This is a genomic window from Alkalimonas sp. NCh-2 (assembly GCF_039631345.1).
GTDB classification, from domain to species: Bacteria; Pseudomonadota; Gammaproteobacteria; order Enterobacterales; family Alteromonadaceae; genus Alkalimonas; species Alkalimonas mucilaginosa.
The window spans coordinates 309,482-322,741 of sequence record NZ_JBDIUV010000005.1 but is presented as its reverse complement, the minus strand read 5'-3'; the positions used below and the strand labels follow the sequence as shown (position 1 = coordinate 322,741).

17 protein-coding genes are annotated in these 13,260 nt (G+C 53.5%); 9 read left to right on the top strand and 8 right to left on the bottom strand.

The window, feature by feature from the left end; translation table 11 throughout:
* Both ABC502_RS14330 and ABC502_RS14325 read left to right on the top strand, forming a co-directional pair.
* Positions 1-233: hypothetical protein (locus ABC502_RS14330; protein ID WP_345916347.1), on the top strand; the 233-nt coding region annotated here is incomplete at its 5' end.
* Between the two features lie 131 nt (positions 234-364).
* On the top strand, positions 365-901 hold the full coding sequence (locus ABC502_RS14325) for a gamma carbonic anhydrase family protein (protein WP_345916346.1): 537 nt from the start codon (positions 365-367) through the stop codon (positions 899-901).
* Here the strand turns inward: ABC502_RS14325 and ABC502_RS14320 are convergent.
* Entirely contained in the window at positions 898-1,152 is a 255-nt protein-coding gene (locus ABC502_RS14320) for a DUF1488 domain-containing protein (RefSeq protein ID WP_345916345.1), read from the bottom strand. The genes ABC502_RS14325 and ABC502_RS14320 overlap by 4 nt on opposite strands.
* Positions 1,149-1,973, bottom strand: a complete 825-nt coding sequence (aroE, locus tag ABC502_RS14315; RefSeq protein WP_345916344.1) for a shikimate dehydrogenase — start codon at positions 1,971-1,973, stop codon at positions 1,149-1,151. Before aroE ends, ABC502_RS14320 begins: the two co-directional genes overlap by 4 nt.
* Here aroE and ABC502_RS14310 point away from each other — a divergent pair.
* Entirely contained in the window at positions 1,972-2,415 is a 444-nt protein-coding gene (locus tag ABC502_RS14310; RefSeq protein ID WP_345916357.1) for a group II truncated hemoglobin, read from the top strand. The two genes, aroE and ABC502_RS14310, sit on opposite strands and share 2 nt — an antisense overlap.
* On the opposite strand, the gene hemF is transcribed toward ABC502_RS14310, so the two are convergent.
* Positions 2,405-3,334: an oxygen-dependent coproporphyrinogen oxidase gene (gene hemF / locus ABC502_RS14305; protein WP_345916343.1), complete on the bottom strand. Its 930-nt coding sequence runs from the start codon at positions 3,332-3,334 to the stop codon at positions 2,405-2,407. The two genes, ABC502_RS14310 and hemF, sit on opposite strands and share 11 nt — an antisense overlap.
* A gap of 1 nt (position 3,335) precedes the next feature.
* Entirely contained in the window at positions 3,336-3,899 is a 564-nt protein-coding gene (locus tag ABC502_RS14300; RefSeq protein ID WP_345916342.1) for a Sua5/YciO/YrdC/YwlC family protein, read from the bottom strand.
* Positions 3,900-3,990: 91 nt separating this feature from the next.
* Between ABC502_RS14300 and purE the strand changes: the two genes are divergently transcribed.
* Both purE and ABC502_RS14290 read left to right on the top strand, forming a co-directional pair.
* On the top strand, positions 3,991-4,479 hold the full coding sequence (purE, locus tag ABC502_RS14295) for a 5-(carboxyamino)imidazole ribonucleotide mutase (RefSeq protein ID WP_345916341.1): 489 nt from the start codon (positions 3,991-3,993) through the stop codon (positions 4,477-4,479).
* Entirely contained in the window at positions 4,479-5,615 is a 1,137-nt protein-coding gene (locus ABC502_RS14290) for a 5-(carboxyamino)imidazole ribonucleotide synthase (protein ID WP_345916340.1), read from the top strand. The genes purE and ABC502_RS14290 overlap by 1 nt, the downstream gene beginning before the upstream one ends.
* Positions 5,616-5,658: 43 nt before the next feature.
* On the opposite strand, the gene ABC502_RS14285 is transcribed toward ABC502_RS14290, so the two are convergent.
* From ABC502_RS14285 to ABC502_RS14270, 4 genes are all read right to left on the bottom strand, one after another.
* On the bottom strand, positions 5,659-6,201 hold the full coding sequence (locus ABC502_RS14285) for a topoisomerase DNA-binding C4 zinc finger domain-containing protein (protein WP_345916339.1): 543 nt from the start codon (positions 6,199-6,201) through the stop codon (positions 5,659-5,661).
* Positions 6,202-6,277: 76 nt separating this feature from the next.
* Positions 6,278-6,751: a DUF494 family protein gene (locus ABC502_RS14280; RefSeq protein WP_330087792.1), complete on the bottom strand. Its 474-nt coding sequence runs from the start codon at positions 6,749-6,751 to the stop codon at positions 6,278-6,280.
* A 2-nt stretch (positions 6,752-6,753) separates the two neighbouring features.
* On the bottom strand, positions 6,754-7,839 hold the full coding sequence (dprA, locus tag ABC502_RS14275; protein WP_345916338.1) for a DNA-processing protein DprA: 1,086 nt from the start codon (positions 7,837-7,839) through the stop codon (positions 6,754-6,756).
* A 17-nt stretch (positions 7,840-7,856) separates the two neighbouring features.
* On the bottom strand, positions 7,857-8,957 hold the full coding sequence (locus ABC502_RS14270) for a LysM domain-containing protein (protein ID WP_345916337.1): 1,101 nt from the start codon (positions 8,955-8,957) through the stop codon (positions 7,857-7,859).
* A gap of 123 nt (positions 8,958-9,080) precedes the next feature.
* Here ABC502_RS14270 and def point away from each other — a divergent pair, with 123 nt between their 5' ends.
* From def to trkA, 4 genes are read left to right on the top strand one after another with little or no spacing between them, the layout of a single operon-like run.
* The gene (gene def / locus ABC502_RS14265; protein WP_330087789.1) at positions 9,081-9,596 is read left to right on the top strand and encodes a peptide deformylase; all 516 of its coding nucleotides are present in this window, start codon (positions 9,081-9,083) and stop codon (positions 9,594-9,596) included.
* Positions 9,597-9,609: 13 nt separating this feature from the next.
* Positions 9,610-10,587 carry a methionyl-tRNA formyltransferase gene (fmt, locus tag ABC502_RS14260; RefSeq protein WP_345916336.1) on the top strand — a complete coding sequence of 326 codons (978 nt, stop codon included), beginning with the start codon at positions 9,610-9,612 and terminating at the stop codon, positions 10,585-10,587.
* Positions 10,577-11,884 (top strand): 16S rRNA (cytosine(967)-C(5))-methyltransferase RsmB, encoded by a 1,308-nt coding sequence (gene rsmB, locus ABC502_RS14255; protein WP_345916334.1) that lies wholly within the window; start codon positions 10,577-10,579, stop codon positions 11,882-11,884. The genes fmt and rsmB overlap by 11 nt, the downstream gene beginning before the upstream one ends.
* Complete coding sequence (gene trkA / locus ABC502_RS14250) at positions 11,881-13,257, top strand: Trk system potassium transporter TrkA (protein ID WP_345916333.1); 1,377 nt, start codon at positions 11,881-11,883, stop codon at positions 13,255-13,257. The genes rsmB and trkA overlap by 4 nt, the downstream gene beginning before the upstream one ends.
* The last annotated feature ends 3 nt before the right edge of the window (positions 13,258-13,260 follow it).

Below are 13,260 nucleotides of genomic sequence, written 5' to 3'. Positions count from 1 at the left end.
GGACGCGCATTTTACATCGTCCGATTGTGAAGTCAAGCTGGTTTCGAAATTATTTTATCGTACCGCTTCACTTCGCATCGCTTTTTGAGAGCTTTAAGCTCATCTCTAAGCGAGGGCGCCATTTTAGGGATTTAAATCCTGCTGTCAAGGCTGAATTTCAGCATTTACCGCACTTTTTTATCCCGCTGCAGAGCGCTTATTCGCTGCCCCGCTGGCATGGGTGGGCATTATAGGGAGCTTTTACTGCCTTGCAAGCAGTTATTGGTTAAAATAGCTGTTTTCAATGCTGTTCGCTTAAAGTTCGCCCGCTACGGGCATTTAAGCGCCAACTGTTGCATACTAATGCAGCACAGGAGGATTTATCATGACAACTCGCTCGTATCGCGGCATCAGCCCAAGCTTTGACCACAGTGTTTATATTGATGCATCTGCCGTTATTGTTGGTGATGTGCAGTTGGCAGCAGATGTTAGCATCTGGCCCCTGGTGGCCGCCCGTGGCGATGTCAATCGTATCCGCATTGGTGCCCGCACCAATGTGCAGGATGGCACCGTGCTGCATGTCACCCGTACCAGCCCAAGCAAACCCGAAGGCTCGCCGCTTATTATTGGCGAGGATGTGACTGTCGGCCACAAGTGCATGCTGCATGGTTGCATCCTTGGCAATCGGATCCTGGTGGGCATGGGCGCAATAGTGATGGACGATGCGGTAGTAGAAGATGATGTGATCATTGGTGCTGGCAGTCTGGTACCACCTGGCAAAACTCTGCAATCCGGCTATTTGTATGTTGGTAGCCCGGTAAAACAAGCCCGCCCGTTGACGGAAGCCGAGCGCACCTTCTTAGCTGCATCCGCTAAAAATTATGTGCTGTTAAAAGATGAGTATCTGGCTGAGCAGGTTTAGTCGTTAACAGAGGTCGGTAGCCAGAACTCACCGGCCTCATTCCAGCACTCGTCGGTAAGCGCCTGCTCGGCTGCGTCTTCCCAATCAAAGGCGGCCGCTTGTACCTGGCTAAGCCAGACGTCTGCCGACACCTCGTCAGGCCGGGCAATATAGCCGGTCAACCGAAGCCCGGCCAATAAACAGCTGAAGCTGACAGCATCTTGCTCGGCGCTATACACAAAGTCATGATTAAAGATCAGCTGTTGATTCATGCCAGCGCCTTTTTTAAGGCGGCTATCACAGGCTCTACCGCAGGTGTTTTACCACGCCAGATGCGAAAAGCTTCAGCCGCCTGCCCCACCAGCATACCCAGCCCATCCGCCTGACGCGGAACGCCTTGCTGAGCGCACCAGTGCAAAAAGGCGGTGGGCTCCTTGCCATAGAGCATGTCATAGGCAAAGGTGCAGCCATTCAGGACTTCTGGTGCAATCGCTGGCCGCTCTCCCGCCAAGCCGGACGAGGTGGCATTGATCACCAACGGATACACCGCTGGCGGGATATCTGTTAAAGCGCAGCCGCTCACCTTGCTACCAAAGTGTTCTGCCAACAGCTGAGCTTTGGCTGCAGTACGATTGGCGATGATAATAGCGGTTGCACCTGCCTGCAGCAAAGGCCCGATCACACCGCGACTGGCACCACCGGCGCCAAGCAGCAATACCTGCTGATTTTCTAGTGGCGCTTCAAGCCGTATTAAGTCCTGCACCAGACCAGCACCATCGGTGTTGTCGCCACACAGCTGGCCGTGCCGATCAAAGTACAAGGTATTGACGGCACCAGCCTGCGCCGCCCGCTCGGTCAATTGCTCCGCCAGGGCAAAGGCCTGCTCTTTAAAGGGCACCGTCACATTGCCGCCTCGGCCACCGGCGGCAACAAAAGCCTGCCAGCTCTCGGCAAAGCCATCCAGCGGTGCTAAAATCGCCTGGTACTGCATGGCCTCGGCGCATTGCTGTGCAAAGAGCGTATGAATAAGCGGCGACTTAGAGTGCGCAATCGGATGTCCAAATACAGCGTAGCGGTCCACTTTTATGTCCATCAAACAAATCCTGCAGCAAGTATTTCATAAAAAACAACCTGAGCGCCAGCCAGAACACCCAACCCCGAAGCAAACGCCTTATACCATTATGGGTGGAGAAGCGGCAGTGCGCCGCTTAGCCAACCGCTTTTACGATGTGATGGAAACAGCGCCTGAGGCGCGCGAGCTGTTGGCCATTCATCCCCAACCTTTGGATGCGATTCGGCAAAAGTTCTTTGAGTTCTTATCCGGCTGGCTGGGCGGCCCCGCCCTGTTTGAAGAAAAATACGGCCACCCCAGGCTGCGCGCCCGTCACCTGCCTTTTACCGTCAATCAACAACTGCGCGATCAGTGGATGTTTTGCATGAACCAGGCATTGGACGAGGTGGTCGAGCAACCATTGCTGCGCGAGGGGCTACGCCAGTCGCTGGGACAACTGGCAAGCCATATGATTAACTGTTAATCCCCAGCCAGTCTTGTGGCTGCAGATAACGCTCGTACAACAGCGCCTCCGGACTACCTGGTTCAGGCTGATAGCCATATTGCCAACGTACCAGTGGTGGCATCGACATCAAAATCGATTCGGTACGGCCACCGCTTTGCAGGCCAAACAAGGTACCGCGATCAAACACCAGATTAAACTCCACATAGCGGCCGCGCCGATACAGCTGGAACTGCCGCTCTCGCTCACCATAAGGGGTCTCTTTACGCCTTTCTACCAAAGGCAAATAAGCAGGCAAGAAGGCCTCGCCGACAGCACGCATCAGCGCAAAACTTTGCTCAAAGCCAGGCTCATTCAGATCATCAAAGAACAAACCACCGACACCACGGGTTTCGCCACGATGTTTTAAGTAAAAATAGTCATCGCACCATTGTTTGTAGCGCGGATAATACTCCGCTCCGAACGGCTCGACCGCCGCCTTAGCAACCTGATGCCAATGCACCACATCCTCTTCAAAGGGATAAAAAGGCGTCAGATCAAACCCTCCGCCAAACCACCAGACCGGCGGCTCGCCTGCTTTTTCAGCAATAAAAAAGCGCACATTGGCATGGGTAGTCGGTAAGTACGGGTTGTTCGGGTGAATCACCAGCGACACACCGCAGGCATGAAAACTACGCCCGGCCAGCTCTGGCCGGTGTGCCGTGGCCGAAGCTGGCATTTGGGCACCATAGACATGCGAGTAATTGACCCCCGCCTGTTCGAAAACAGCACCGCCTGTCAACACCCGACTGCGACCACCACCACCTTCCGCGCGTTGCCAGGCATCCTCGACAAAGCGGGCTCTGCCATCGGCCTGCTGCAATGCCTGACAGATATTATCCTGCAATTGCTGTAAAAAGCCTTGTACCTCGGCTAGTTGCTGCTGACTGCTAGTTACCATCTTAACTCCTTAACACCTGGCCACTAATGGCATCACGGATCTGGCTGGGCTGGGCAGCACCACCCAAGTCACCAGCAACCAGAGCTGCAATATCACCGCCCAACTGCCGCAACAGCTCGGCACTATCAATCAGCGCAGGCTCACCGGCACGGTTAGCGCTGGTGGAAACCAGTGGCATCGCCAACGTATGGCACAGTGCCCGCACCACCGGGTGGGTGCTAACCCGCACCGCTATGCTCGAATGCTGACCGGTGATCCAAGTCGGTGCCTTTGCACTGGCCGGCAACACCCAGCTGATATGGCCCGGCCAACTGGAGAAAATTTCGGCCCGACGTTCAAGTGGAATCGCCGCATCGTCAATATAGGGCAGCAACTGTGAGTAATCGGCAGCAATTAAAATTAACCCTTTCTCGACCGGGCGCTGTTTAATCGCCAGCAGCCGCATCACAGCAGCTTCATTTTGCGGGTCACAGCCAAGGCCAAATACCGCCTCGGTTGGGTAAGCAATCACTTCACCAGCTTGCACCAGTTCTGCAGCTGTCTGCATAGATACAATTTCAGCCATGGTCATTTCAGTAAAAATTTAATTCAGAGTCAGTTGCCGCTATAATAGCGCTTTCGTCCACACACTTCATTCTCTTCAGAAGGAAATAGCAATGCTGGTTGGGATTATCATGGGCTCGACGTCGGACTGGCCGACCATGAAGCATGCGGCTGATATGCTGGATCATTTTGGCATCGCCTACGAAACCAAGGTGGTCTCTGCCCATCGCACACCACAACTGTTGGCCGATTATGCTTCCGGCGCCGCAGAACGTGGCCTGAAAGTGATTATTGCCGGTGCTGGCGGTGCAGCCCATCTGCCTGGGATGACTGCCGCCTTTACCAGCTTACCCGTGCTGGGCGTACCGGTACAATCCAAAGCACTGAAGGGGCTCGACTCTCTGCTTTCCATTGTGCAAATGCCCAAAGGTGTTGCGGTAGGAACCCTGGCCATTGGCGATGCCGGTGCTGCCAATGCTGGCCTGCTTGCAGCACAGATGCTGGCTACGCAGGATCCTGCTCTGATGCAAAAAATCGATGCTTTCCGTCAACAACAAACTGAAACCGTGCTCAGCCAGCCGGATCCGGCGGAGCTATCCTGATGCGGGTACTGGTTCTGGGTGCCGGCCAGCTGGCGCGGATGATGGCACTGGAAGCCATCCCCTTGAACATCGAGGTACAAGCCTTTGATGTACGCAGCAATCAGATTGTTGATCCCATCAACCAGCAAGTGCTGGGCGAAGGATTGCAACAAGCACTACGTGATGCCGATGTGGTGACCGCTGAATTTGAGCATATTCCCCAGGCGGTGCTGGAGCCCTGCGAGCAAAGCGGGAAATTTCTGCCCGGCAGTCGCGCCATTTTAACCGGGGGTGACCGCCGTATCGAAAAAGCCCTATTGCAGCAAGCCGGGGTCGCCAGTGCTGCTTATGCTGAAGTTCACAATAAAGCTGAACTTGAAGCTGCGGTGCAGCAACTAGGCCTGCCTCTGGTACTAAAAAGCGCACTTGAAGGCTATGATGGCAAAGGCCAATGGCGCTTAAAACAGATGGAGCAACTCGATGCGGTCTGGACAGAGGTAGCACAGTTTTTGAAGCAAGCCTCAAAAAAAGCCAAACAAGGCATTGTGGCCGAACAATTTATTCCCTTTGATTACGAAGTCTCTCTGGTAGGTGCTCGTGGTCAAGATGGCAGCACGGTGTTTTATCCGCTGACCGAAAACCATCATGTCAACGGCGTACTGAGTGTATCGCTGGCAAGATCTGAGCACCCACTACAGACTCAGGCCGAACAGATGTTTCAGGCTATTGCCGATGAGCTTGATTATGTCGGGGTGCTGGCGATTGAGTTTTTCGTGGTCGGTGAGCAATTGCTGGTGAATGAGCTCGCGCCACGGGTGCATAACTCAGGTCACTGGACCCAGCAAGGGGCCGATACCAGTCAGTTTGCCAACCATATCCGGGCAGTCTGCGGTTTGCCACTGGGTGCCTCCACGGTACTGCGTCCCACCTTGATGGTGAATATTCTGGGGTTGGATCAATTGCCAGACGCCTTGCTCGGCATTGCTGGCCTGCATTTGCACTGGTATGGCAAAACGCCTCGCCCCGGCCGCAAGATGGGCCATATCAACCTCTCGGCCGATACGACAGGGCAATTGGCAAAGCGTTTTGAGCAACTGATTGCGCTGCTGCCGGAAGAAGACTTTCCCGAGCTGGAACTGCTGCTGGATAAAATCTAACTAGTGCCCGTCCTGAAAGGTGGGCACTAGCGCGCAGCACTAGCTACGACTGCTCGGCCTGACAAGCTTTATCAGCGCAGAGCAGTCGCTCGCCTTTGGCGGTTTTCTTGCGGATCAGTAGTGCAAAGCCACACTGTTGGCAACTGCCTGCGACGGGTTGCTCATTGAGCAAAAACTTGCACTTTGGATAGCGGTTACAGCCATAAAAGTGCTTGCCGAACTTGCTAATTCGCTCTACCAGCTGCCCTTTACTGCAAGCCGGACAGTCAAATTGCTCGGTTTGGTTATCGGTTTCATGCACCACAAAATCGCAATTTGGATAATCACTGCAACCGATAAACATGCCATAACGGCCATTTTTCACAGCCAGCGGCTGGCCACAGCTCGGGCAAGGCTCATGCGGTAATACTTTGACTACACTGTGCTCATGCTCGTGCAATGGTTTGAGGTAATGGCAAGTCGGGTAATTGCTGCAACCCATAAAAGGGCCGTTTTTGCCGGATTTGATCAGCAGCGGATGTTGGCATAAAGGGCATTTGCCCTGATGCTGAGGCAGTTTGAACAATGGGTCGGGGTGCGATGTCATGGCTCAGGCTACCACCTTGGAACGAAGGTAGCCAGTATGCCATAACCTCAGGCCCGACCCAACAGAGCTGTTAGTGTCAATGCAGTTGACCGTCCGGCTCATCAAAGATCAGATCTTCCATCTGAGCATAGGCACTTTCCCGACCTGGTACATTAAACAGCACCATCAATACCACCCATTTCAGGTCGTCCAGACAAATGCTCTGGCCATCAAGGTCCATCACCCGATCCAACACCATCTCCCGGGTGCTGGCATCCAGCACATTGATTTGCTCCAGAAACATCAGGAACCCCCTGCACTGCGCATCCAGCTTGCGGCTTTCGTCCACGGTATAAACGCGGACAGAGCTGACCGTCAGCTTCGTCAGATAGGGTTTTACATGACTTTCCTGCAGCTTGGAGAGACTGTCGAGCCACTGCAAAGCCCGGAAGATATCGTCATCATGAAAACCGGCCAGACTGAGCTCTTTGGTCAGATCGGCACGGTCAGCATAAATTTCCGATTCATTGTGAATGTAGTTTTCGAACAGGTAAACGAGGATATCAAACATACTTAGGTACTCCTCACTCTGATGTAGCCACCAGGCACTACTGCCACCAGACCTGCCAGCTCAAGCTGCAGCAAAGCAATGGTCGTGTCCGCCACCGACAGCCCTGACCGTTCTGCGATCTGATCAACCGCAGTAGCTTCATCTCCTACGTTAGCTAACAAACTGTCATCGAACAAGTCTGGCGTTGAATTTTTTTCACTTTGCTGTTGTTTTAGACCTGATTTTGCGAAAAAAGTCCACTCCTCCAAAATATCGGCGACACAAGTGGTTAGTTTAGCGCCTTGTTGAATTAAAGCGTGGCAACCGGCAGATTGTGGATGATAAATAGAACCGGGAATAGCAAATACATCCCGGTTGGCTTCAACCGCCAAATGCGCACTAATCAGAGAGCCACTTTTTAACGCCGCCTCTACCACCAGAGTTCCCCGTGCCAAGCCTACCACAATGCGGTTACGCTGCGGGAAATGAGCCGGTCTTGCTTCTACCGCTGGGAAATACTCGGACACCAAAGCGCCCTGCTGCATGATTTGACCTGCCAAAGCCTGATTGGATTTAGGATAGATGCGGGATAAACCATGCCCCAGCACTGCGATGGTGGGCCCCTCGACCGATAAAGCGCCCTGATGTGCGCAGCTGTCGATGCCACGCGCCATGCCACTGGTGATCACATAACCCTGCCGTACCAGCTCAGCAGCAAACTGATACGCTGTTTGTTTACCAGTAGGGCTAGGCTGACGGCTGCCAACGATGGCTATTTGTGGCTGACTAAGCAATGCCGCATTGCCAGCAACAAAGAGCACCAGGGGTGGCTGCCGGGTTTGTTTAAGCAGTGGTGGATAAAGCCGATCCTGATAGCAAATCAACTGATGCAGCGGGCTTTGTTTTAACCAAGACTCGGCCTGCTGCACTAAACGCATATCAGGCTGTCGAATGGCGATGGCCTGTCGCTCGGTCAGGCCCATTTGGCGAAGGGTGCTGACTGGCTGCTGGCAAAGCTCAGCAGCTGTGCAGTGTGAAGCCAGCCGCTGCTGGTGATAACCATTGATACCGGCCTGAGCCAGTACCAAGTAATTCAGGATATCGTCCATGATACCTTCCTTTTGCTCTAGGGACTGACGATATGATCTCCAACCCTCACCGGGCGGTAGGTATCCGTTACAATGGCATAACTGGCACGCTCAGTTACCTTGAATACCATCAGATGCCCCACTCTTTCGCGTGGCATTTGCATTTGTTCATGGCCGAAATTACTGGCCAAGCGCTGGTAACGGCTAGCATCTTCCAGATACACTGGCTGGCCATTGCCGCGATCTACCACCGCCGGTGATGGCCGCAGAATATCCAGCATATGCCCTGGTTTTAACTGATCGCTAGCGCCACGATTAATGATCACGATATCCCACTTCGAAAATTCACGCAGCTTGGAGGTTGTTTCAATAATTAAGCCATCAATCCTCTGTTCAGGCCGCGCCATATGAAAATAAGCCGGTAGTGCCTCACCATCCAGAGCGGGCAGCACAATATCACCTTGACGAATTTCTCGCTTTACATCCAGAATCTGTAAGGAGGCAGGCTCATTCCGCTCATTGCTGCCCCCACGGAATGCCCGGCTGGTTGCAACCAGCATCATCGCATAGCCCAGGTTATCCCCCGTTTCCGGATCGATATAGGGACGTCCTTTCCGGTAAATTGCATAAGCTTTACCCGGCTCCAGCTCACCTCTGGCATAAAGTGTATGCCCTTCGGTGGCATTCTTTACATTGCTATTGGCACCAAGAATGTAAGGTTTTCCTTCCAGATCACTTTGGCTAAGCATCTGGTCATGCGCTAAAAATGGTCTGATCATCGCCAGTGGGACTGTGGTAATTGCACCTGGCCGGGTATCGCTTACCCGGGTGTGAGGTGATAACCGTCGAACCCGATCATCACGCACCAGCATAGGCCGGCCATCAGCATCGTAGATCAGTCGTAATACATCGCCGGGAAAAATCAAATGTGGATTATCAATCTGCGGATTCATGCGCCATAGCTGTGGCCAGCGCCAGGGCTGGCTGAGATAAATGGCCGAAATATCCCAAAGAGTATCGCCTTTTTTCACCACATAACGTTCAGGTGCATCTTCGCGAACCTTGAGTTCATCTGCAGTCGCAATGGCAGCAAAACACAAAGCAAACAGCACTAAAAAATTAAGGACAGGTTTTACCATGCCAGCATCCCCAGCGTGATCTTGTTGTAATTATGACAGACGAAGCTGTTCATCGCGCACATTAATGGCTAAAATCAGACCTTAGCACAGTTATTTCAGTTAAGCATAGTATTTGTGGAGCCTATGAGCGTACTTCGAGTGTTGCATTTTCCAGACGACCGGTTACGGACCATTGCCAAACCGGTTGCCGAGATTACCCCAGAAATTCAGCAGCTTGTCAACGACATGCTGGAAACCATGTACGATGAAAATGGTATCGGCCTGGCGGCAACCCAAGTCGATCACCATGTCCGGGTGGTGGTGATTGATGTATCGGAGCAACGGGATGAGCCTTTGGTACTGATTAACCCGGAAATTATCGCCAAAAGCGGTGATACCACTTACGAAGAAGGCTGCTTGTCGGTGCCAAACAGTTACGCCAAGGTTGAACGGGCCGCTGAAGTCACCGTCAAGGCACAAAATGCCAATGGCGATTGGTTTGAACTGCAAGCAGATGGCTTGTTGGCTATTTGCATTCAACACGAGCTGGATCATTTGCTAGGTAAGCTTTTTATTGATTACCTGTCGCCGTTAAAACGGGATCGGATCCGCAAAAAGCTGGAAAAAGAAGCCCGGCTGGCTGCTCGCCACGCCCTTTAACACAGGATAGATTGTGACCGCTCCTCTTCGTATTGTTTTTGCCGGCACCCCCGACTTCGCTGCCGAACATCTGAAAGCGCTACTGAACAGCAGCCATCAGTTGCTGGCAGTCTATACGCAACCAGACCGCCCGGCCGGCCGCGGCCAGCAACTGATGGCCAGCCCGGTGAAGCAACTGGCACAGCAGCATCAACTTCCAGTGTTACAACCCGCCAATTTCAAAGATCCGGCGACACAACAGCAGTTGGCAGAACTCAATGCCGATGTGATGGTTGTTGTGGCCTACGGTTTGTTGCTGCCACAAGCGGTGCTGGATACCCCGCGCCTTGGTTGCATCAATGTCCACGGTTCCTTGCTGCCACGCTGGCGTGGTGCAGCGCCGATTCAACGGGCGATTTGGGCCGGTGATCATCAAACCGGTATCACCATTATGCAAATGGATAAAGGTTTGGATACCGGTGCTATGCTAAGCAAAGTAACCTGCGCCATCACAGCAGCAGATACCAGTGCCAGCCTGTATCAGAAACTGGCAGAACTTGGCCCGGATGCCTTGGTGCAGGCGCTGAATGATCTACCAGCCTTACAAGCTCAGGCCGAAGTGCAGGATGAGCGCCTGGCTTGTTATGCCGCCAAGCTGAGCAAAGAAGAAGCTGAACTGGATTTCCACAAAACCGCTGCCCAGTTAGAGCGGGAAATTCGTGCTTTTAATCCCTGGCCTGTCAGTGTGCTTGCACACGGCGAACACCGCATCAAGGTGTTGGCCGCACAGGTAGAGCCCGCGATAGAGCAAGCCACACCGGGCCAGATTCTGGCGCTGAACCGACAGGGCCTTAAAATTGCCACTGCCGAAGATGTATTGGTTATCACCAAACTGCAACCTGCCGGCAAGAAACCTATGGCGATCGCCGACTTTATCAATGGCCGCGCCGACTGGTTCCAGCCCGGCAGTCTGATCCAGGCCGCCACGACCCAAGCAAATAATGCCCGTTAATCTGCGTGCGCTGGCAGCGCAATCTTGCTATCAGGTGGTCGACCAGGGGCGCTCCCTATCCGAAGTGCTGCCCAAAGCGCAGCAACAACTGCAGGACAGTAAAGATCAGGCCCTGTTGCAAGAACTCTGCTTTGGCGTACTGCGCCATCTGGCCCAGTTGGATCATGTCTGTCGCCAACTGATGGATAAGCCGCTGGTGAAAAAGCTACGGCCACTGCAATTTTTGCTGTATGTCGGGATTTATCAGCTGCACTGGCTGCGCATTCCGGATCATGCCGCCATCAGCGAAACGGTGGATGGAGCCCGGGAGCTGAAAGGCAAGTCCATGACCGGCCTGATTAACGGCGTACTGCGCTCCGTGCAGCGCCGGCCAGAGTTGTTGCAGTTTGAACAGCAGCCACCGGCCATTCGCTACAGCCACCCGGGTTGGCTGGTGCAGCAGTTGCAACAGGACTACCCGCAGCAATGGCCCGACATTTTACTGGCCAACCAGCAAAAAGCTCCGCTTTGGCTCAGGCTCAATCAGCAGCAAGTTGCCATCACTGACTTTACCGCCGCACTGAGTGCGGCCGATATTGGCTGGCAGCAACCACTAGCTGACCTGCCGGAGGCGATTTTGCTGGAGCAAGCACGCGATATCACCAGCCTGCCCGGCTATCAGCAAGGCTGGTTTGCCGTGCAAGATGCAGCCGCCCAGTATGCCGCTCATTTGCTGGAGCCGGCCAATGGCCAGCGCGTGCTGGATGCCTGTTGTGCCCCGGGCGGTAAAACCAGTCACCTGCTGGAACTGGCCCCTTCGGCCCGGGTACTGGCGCTGGATGTTGATGCCAACCGGTTAGAACGGGTGCATGCCAACCTTGCACGTTTACAGCACCAGGCCGAGGTGAAGGCTGCGGACGCCAGTGAGCCAGACCTGTGGTGGGATGGCGAACCCTTTGACCGTATTTTACTGGATGCGCCCTGTTCGGCCAGTGGCGTCATTCGTCGGCACCCCGATATTCGCTGGCTGCGTAAAGCCAGTGACATCACAGCCCTGGCTGGCATACAGGCCAGAATGCTGCAGCAGCTGTGGCCGTTGCTCAAGCCAGGCGGCTTCTTGCTGTACGCCACCTGCAGTGTGTTTAGCAATGAAAACCAACAACAGATCGAACATTTTTTGCAACAAACCCCGGATGCCGTCTTGCTACCAATCCATGGAGAAGCCACAGGCTGGCAAATCCTGCCCGGCCAGCAGCAGATGGATGGCTTTTTCTATGCTAAAGTGATGAAACAGCTTGAGGCAGAACAAAAGTCATGAAAATCATCATTCTTGGCGCAGGCCAGGTTGGCGGAACCCTGGCTGAAAATCTGGTCGGGGAAATGAATGAGATCACCGTAGTGGATACCAATATGGAGAAACTTCGGTTATTGCAGGATCGCTTCGACTTGCAGGTCATTCATGGCTATGGCGCACATCCGGACATTCTGAAAAAAGCCGGCGCTGAAGATGCCGATATGCTGGTGGCCGTGACCAGTAGCGATGAAGTCAATATCGTTGCTTGTCAGGTCGCCTACAGTATTTTTCATACCCCGCTTAAAATTGCCCGTATTCGCAGCAATCAGTACCTGAAGTACCGCGATCAACTGTTCCGCCGGGAAGACATGCCGGTCGATCACTTTATTGCCCCGGAAACCCTGGTGACCGATTACATCCGCCGGCTGATTGATTACCCGGGCGCTTTGCAGGTGGTAGAGTTTGCCCAGGGCAAAGTCAGCCTGGTCGGTTTGCGGGCCTATTATGGCGGTATGCTGGTTGGGCATGCACTGTCTACCCTGAAAGTGCATATGCCCAATATTGATGCCCGGGTCGCAGCCATTTACCGCCGTGGCACCTCGATCAAACCGTTGGGAACTACGGTAATCGAAGCCGATGACGAAGTATTTTTTGTTGCTGCTACCAAGCATATCCGGGTGGTGATGAGCGAACTGCAAAAGCTGGAAAGCAGCTATCGCCGAATTATGATTGCCGGTGGCGGTAACGTAGGCTACGGCCTGGCCAGAGCGCTGGAAAATAATTACAGCGTAAAGCTGATTGAGCGCAGCAAGGACCGGGCTGAATTTCTATCCGGCGTACTGGACAACACCCTGGTCTATGTCGGCGATATCTCCGATCCTGAGTTACTGGAAGAAGAAAATATCGAGCAAATCGATGTTTTTATTGCCGTTACCAACGATGACGAAGCCAATATTATGTCGGCCATGCTGGCCAAGCGGATGGGTGCGCAAAAAACCATTGTGCTGATCAAGCGCGGCGCTTACGTCGACTTGCTGCAAGGTGGAGAAGTTGATATCGCGGTATCGCCACAACAAGCAACCATTTCCGCCCTGCTAACTCATATTCGGCGAGGCGATATTGTTAATGTGTACTCACTGCGCCGTGGTGCTGCCGAGGCCATCGAGGCCATCGCCCGCGGCGATGAAACCACTTCCAAAGTAGTTGGCCGGGCCATTGGCGACATCAAATTACCGCCAGGTGCCACCATAGGGGCCATTGTGCGGGGTGATGAAGTGATCATTGCGCATGATCATATCCAGATTCAAAGTGACGATCATGTGATTCTGTTTTTGGTGGATAAAAAACATATCAGCGAAGTAGAGAAGCTGTTCCAGGTCAGTGCGATATTTATTTAGCCG

What these genes read in the sequence shown, in the direction of transcription:
- hemF (WP_345916343.1), bottom strand. Translation starts at nt 3,334, where the DNA reads ATGGTAACTAGCAGTCAGCAGCAACTAGCCGAGGTACAAGGCTTTTTA.
- ABC502_RS14285 (WP_345916339.1), bottom strand. Translation starts at nt 6,201, where the DNA reads ATGACATCGCACCCCGACCCATTGTTCAAACTGCCTCAGCATCAGGGC.
- ABC502_RS14270 (WP_345916337.1), bottom strand. Translation starts at nt 8,957, where the DNA reads ATGGTAAAACCTGTCCTTAATTTTTTAGTGCTGTTTGCTTTGTGTTTT.
- purE (WP_345916341.1), top strand. Translation starts at nt 3,991, where the DNA reads ATGCTGGTTGGGATTATCATGGGCTCGACGTCGGACTGGCCGACCATG.
- ABC502_RS14325 (WP_345916346.1), top strand. Translation starts at nt 365, where the DNA reads ATGACAACTCGCTCGTATCGCGGCATCAGCCCAAGCTTTGACCACAGT.
- aroE (WP_345916344.1), bottom strand. Translation starts at nt 1,973, where the DNA reads ATGGACATAAAAGTGGACCGCTACGCTGTATTTGGACATCCGATTGCG.
- dprA (WP_345916338.1), bottom strand. Translation starts at nt 7,839, where the DNA reads ATGGACGATATCCTGAATTACTTGGTACTGGCTCAGGCCGGTATCAAT.
- def (WP_330087789.1), top strand. Translation starts at nt 9,081, where the DNA reads ATGAGCGTACTTCGAGTGTTGCATTTTCCAGACGACCGGTTACGGACC.
- trkA (WP_345916333.1), top strand. Translation starts at nt 11,881, where the DNA reads ATGAAAATCATCATTCTTGGCGCAGGCCAGGTTGGCGGAACCCTGGCT.
- ABC502_RS14320 (WP_345916345.1), bottom strand. Translation starts at nt 1,152, where the DNA reads ATGAATCAACAGCTGATCTTTAATCATGACTTTGTGTATAGCGCCGAG.
- ABC502_RS14290 (WP_345916340.1), top strand. Translation starts at nt 4,479, where the DNA reads ATGCGGGTACTGGTTCTGGGTGCCGGCCAGCTGGCGCGGATGATGGCA.
- ABC502_RS14300 (WP_345916342.1), bottom strand. Translation starts at nt 3,899, where the DNA reads ATGGCTGAAATTGTATCTATGCAGACAGCTGCAGAACTGGTGCAAGCT.
- ABC502_RS14280 (WP_330087792.1), bottom strand. Translation starts at nt 6,751, where the DNA reads ATGTTTGATATCCTCGTTTACCTGTTCGAAAACTACATTCACAATGAA.
- rsmB (WP_345916334.1), top strand. Translation starts at nt 10,577, where the DNA reads ATGCCCGTTAATCTGCGTGCGCTGGCAGCGCAATCTTGCTATCAGGTG.